The organism is Microcystis sp. LEGE 00066 (assembly GCF_015207925.1).
Taxonomy (GTDB): Bacteria; Cyanobacteriota; Cyanobacteriia; order Cyanobacteriales; family Microcystaceae; genus Microcystis; species Microcystis ichthyoblabe_A.
This window is the reverse complement of record NZ_JADEVX010000267.1, coordinates 1-4,157: the sequence shown is the minus strand read 5'-3', so window position 1 is coordinate 4,157 and position 4,157 is coordinate 1. Positions and strand designations below refer to the sequence as shown.

4 protein-coding genes and 1 pseudogene are annotated in these 4,157 nt (G+C 35.4%); 1 reads left to right on the top strand and 4 read right to left on the bottom strand.

Annotated features, from left to right (window positions below; translation table 11 throughout):
• The 4 genes and pseudogenes from IQ224_RS22020 to IQ224_RS22005 all read right to left on the bottom strand — a co-directional run.
• Nucleotides 1–371 (bottom strand): annotated as a pseudogene (locus tag IQ224_RS22020) (transposase); the annotation flags it as partial.
• Between the two features lie 137 nt (nt 372–508).
• Nucleotides 509–1,183, bottom strand: a complete 675-nt coding sequence (locus tag IQ224_RS22015) for a class I SAM-dependent methyltransferase (RefSeq protein ID WP_002749162.1) — start codon at nt 1,181–1,183, stop codon at nt 509–511.
• A gap of 14 nt (nt 1,184–1,197) precedes the next feature.
• Entirely contained in the window at nt 1,198–2,286 is a 1,089-nt protein-coding gene (locus IQ224_RS22010) for a glycosyltransferase family 4 protein (RefSeq protein WP_036403198.1), read from the bottom strand.
• 286 nt (nt 2,287–2,572) lie between these two features.
• The gene (locus IQ224_RS22005) at nt 2,573–3,625 is read right to left on the bottom strand and encodes a glycosyltransferase family 2 protein (RefSeq protein WP_002749166.1); all 1,053 of its coding nucleotides are present in this window, start codon (nt 3,623–3,625) and stop codon (nt 2,573–2,575) included.
• Between the two features lie 319 nt (nt 3,626–3,944).
• On the opposite strand from IQ224_RS22005, the gene IQ224_RS22000 reads away from it, so the two are divergent.
• Nucleotides 3,945–4,157: transposase family protein (locus tag IQ224_RS22000; RefSeq protein ID WP_194032592.1), on the top strand; the 213-nt coding region annotated here is incomplete at its 3' end.

Genomic DNA, 4,157 nt, shown 5'->3' with positions numbered 1-4,157 from the left:
TTCTTGATACTTTCCACAGTCAAGGGTAGTTTTGATAGATCATTTGATAGATGGTTTCATGACTGAGCGATTCTTGACCAGCTTTTTTCAGACGACCTGCTATTTGTTCGGGACTATGATAATCTTTTAATCCTTCTTTGACCAACTCTAAGGCTGACTCGCTGACATTTTAAAAGGGTTGTTTGGCATTTTTGGTGCGCGTCTCGCTTTCAGCTTCTGCTGTGTCAGGTAGATAGCAGCCTAGTAAACTTTGATTCCTTCTTAATTCTCGCTCTGGTCGTGCTTTGATGACATCCGAGCCAGACGGCCATTTGCCGTTGAGATAAATTTTCCTCCTGACTAAGTTAGTAGAGCAAGTTTCTTTGTTCTATGTTAAGATGTCGAGGGCTTCGTCTTTGGGTCTGATTTGTTTTTGTTAATGATCAGACAGTACCTGATGAGCCTTTCTTTGACAACTCTTGAGGTTGATGCATTTCATTTTTGAATTGGCGTAGTGACAGTCATAGAACTACATTTTTTTTGCTATAATAACCTTCTGATCTTCAATTACATTGCTCCTTGAGTTTACTAGACGTATTTCAGCGTGAAAACCACAACTTTCTAACCGTTCAGTTATATCCAATCCGTAATTTCTGAAGGCAAGAACTCTTCCCTGTCCACGAATTTGATCGCCATGATACTCAGGCTCAAGCTGATGTATAATAGTCCCATCAGGCTGCAATAAACATCTTTCAACTGTCTTCGGGTTATCTGATAAAGGCACGGTAAAAATAAAATATCCATCTTTTTTTAAGACTCTGTAAATTTCAGAAAAACCCTTGCTGTCATCAGGAACATGCTCAAAAACTTCGGTAGAAGTCACTAAATCAAAAGATTCGTCATTGAGAAAAAGATTTTGAACGTCTTGACAGACAACAGAGTTCTTCATCAACCCTAGAGGTACATCATCAAAGTATTCAGAAAAGTATAAATTCTTAAATTTATACTTTAAGAATTTATACAAAGCTCCGCGAGAAGACAACTCGTAAACAGAGGTACTGGTTGAAAAATTTAGAGATTCAATTGTCAAACCAACTGCTCTATGAATTTTAGTAGATCTACAGTTTAAACAACGAGTACCAAAATATCCTGGATGTATCCGAACCACCAGAGAACCGCACAAATTACAAATCCCAATAGTCATAGATGTTTCCCTCGTCATTCAGTAGTAAAGAGTATAACGTTTTCGATCGATTTAGCTATATTATTCCAGTCGAGACTTGTATGTTTCCTTTTGAGATTTAAGGAAATAGACTCATAAAGCTCTTTATTGTCAATTAGAGCCAAAATACCCTCTTTAATCGATTCAGAATCGGAATTTACGAAAATTGCTTCAGCATGTGGAACTAGCTGATCTTTAAGTCCACCCACTTTTGTACAAACCATGGGAATACAGGCAGAAACACCTATAGTGACTACCCCTGACTGGGTTGCAATAGTATAGGGAAGAACTAAAATATCAGCTTCATTGAAAAACTTAGAGATTTCATTTTCTGGTACATAATCATCTATAAAAACAATTTTACTACTAGAGTAAATATTTCTATCAATACCGAGGGGATAGAAATGCTTTCCAACTATAACTAATTTATTATATTTTTCTGTTGCCATCTTCAAACAGGCGTGGATTAAATTCTCAACTCCTTTGGAACGGATTACCTGACCAAAAAAGAGAATGTTAGGCAATGGATTATGATTCCTGGATACTTGCCTTAGACCTTCTGGTATTATTAAGCCGTGAGGAATAACATGACAATCGTCTTTTCTCCCATATTTTTTTTGAAATTCGTTTTTTACATATTCCGACAAAAAAATTAATTCATCTGAAGAGTAAATAGATTTCTCTTTAAGATAATTTACAATTTTGCCTTTGAAATTGTTCTGATTTTTATCCCCTATACATCCGTCATGTATAGTAGTTATTACCTTTTTATTAAACAGCTTAAAAATGAATACAAAAAAAATATTCCAGTAATGAAAATAAGGAAGATAAATAGAACTATATTTGTTAACTGTCAAATCACAGAACAAGCTGATCATATATAGAGGTAATAAAGTAAAAGAATAGATAAAGAAATCATATACGTTTCTATGAGCAATCCATTTATAATTGTGGCGTGGAGTTTTTACCAAAGAGCCAAAAGGGACGATAACGGTTTTTTCAATCGAAAGACGATCAATAACTTCTTGAGCATATATTACTGTGCCACCTCGGACTCCAAGAGACAATATCAAAACAGGTTTCATGCTAAACTCCCTTCACTAAATTAACTATCAAGGTAAGCGCATCCTAACAATCCTTGAAAAAATGAACTTTATGTGGGTTGCTTACCCACGGTTCAGGCATATTTGAGTATAATTTGCCATCTCAATTGTTAAGCAAAAATCGTCCAAATGGGTCGAGTTCGTAACTATTCTAATTGACTGGTATCACTTGAAATGTCCACGCAGATCACAAAATCGGTCAATTGTCAATAGCGTTTGAGATGCTCTCAGCCTGAATTAATCACTGAACCCCCCAGTCAAATCTTAATCAATCTCTTTTATGACGATATCGGTAATAAGTTGACAACAGTGGATCACTTAGTAGTGGCTTGACAATTTGCTTTATACCGTTTACTAGAAGTACAAATAGAAAAATCAAAAAATTTTTTACCAAAGATATATTGTCTTTTCTAACTTGAAAATTTTCCTTGGCTTTAATCCATATACTCATAATTCCTTCCTCTGATAAACCACCTAACCTCATAGAGGTCAAGAAATCATCTACTATCAAAAATTTAACTTTACGAGAATGAAAGGCTCTATAAATAAAATCGTAATCTCCTGCTATTTTATATTTAGTGTTAAATGCACCAATTGTTTTATATACATCACAAGATACAAAAGTAGCTGGATGATGCAGAGGCATTCTCCACTCTATTTGTTCTTCTAACGACTTATGTGATGTGTAAAGTCTAATCTTGATATTTCCCTGGCTATCAGTGCGAAAAATTGCTCCACTTATGATAACGAATCTCAGTTTCTGAGGATTGACATATTGATTGGTTACTTTCGATACTGTGCCATCATTGTAAATATCATCACTATTAATTAATCCAATTAGCTCTCCTGTTGCTAATTTAATTCCTTTGTTCATCGCATCGTATAGACCGCTATCTGGCTCACTCACCCAATAATCAATCTTATCTTCATACTTACGAATAATATCAACTGTACCATCCGTAGAACCACCATCTATAATAACATACTCAACATTATCATAATTTTGATTGATTACACTCTGAATCGTCTGCTCTAAATACTTCTCGCCGTTGAAAACTACAGTAATAATAGTAACTAAAGGAAGAGGTAAATTGTCAAACAAACCGCTCTCTTGATCATAAGAGCGCTTGAAATATCCTTGAGTTCTCAATCCACCTTCTTCTTTTCGTTCTGGATTTGGTGGTAAAAATAAAATAGACTGTACTTTTGAGGAGGGATCGTTAATTATGAATGGTTTCTCCTGCGTCACTAGGCGAGTAGTAGAAAAATTGGAGTCTAGCGGGATTGCGTCTTTGTTCTGATTGACTGGGGGGAGGGTCATAACGGTGATTTAGCAGTAGCTTTCAGGTATTGTAACTCGCTTCAAAACCTCTGTCAAGGGTAGTAGGGAGGGGTGATCGACAAACTCATCTATAGACCTCTTGCATAATTTTTTTATGGTACGATATAAGGTTTTGCTGGCTCTTCTGGTTTCTGTGTGGAAACGAGGTCTATACTGATAGTCTCTTCGACAAAATAGTCCTAAAAGTGTTACCCGATAAGTATTTCACGATTCCATAAGCAAAAATTATCACACAAAGTCGAGAAGAGCCGTTTTGCTTTTTTCTCAATTCTTAGATTGAAGTGGAAAAAAGAATAAAATCGGTGTGTATAAACAAACATATAGAAAGATGGTAGAATCAGTAAAAAGTGTTGAAGCCGACTCTAATTCACCATCTAAAAGGGGACCGAAACCTAAACTATCTATAGAAGAACAAGTTTTAGTAACGTTAGAATATTGGCGAGAATATAGAACATATTTTCACATTGGTACAAGCTGGGAACTATCAGAATCAACTATATGTCGGATTGTA

Bases quoted from the DNA above. Each gene is read 5' to 3' on its own strand.
- IQ224_RS22010 (WP_036403198.1), bottom strand. From the start codon at position 2,286: ATGAAACCTGTTTTGATATTGTCTCTTGGAGTCCGAGGTGGCACAGTA.
- IQ224_RS22015 (WP_002749162.1), bottom strand. From the start codon at position 1,183: ATGACTATTGGGATTTGTAATTTGTGCGGTTCTCTGGTGGTTCGGATA.
- IQ224_RS22005 (WP_002749166.1), bottom strand. From the start codon at position 3,625: ATGACCCTCCCCCCAGTCAATCAGAACAAAGACGCAATCCCGCTAGAC.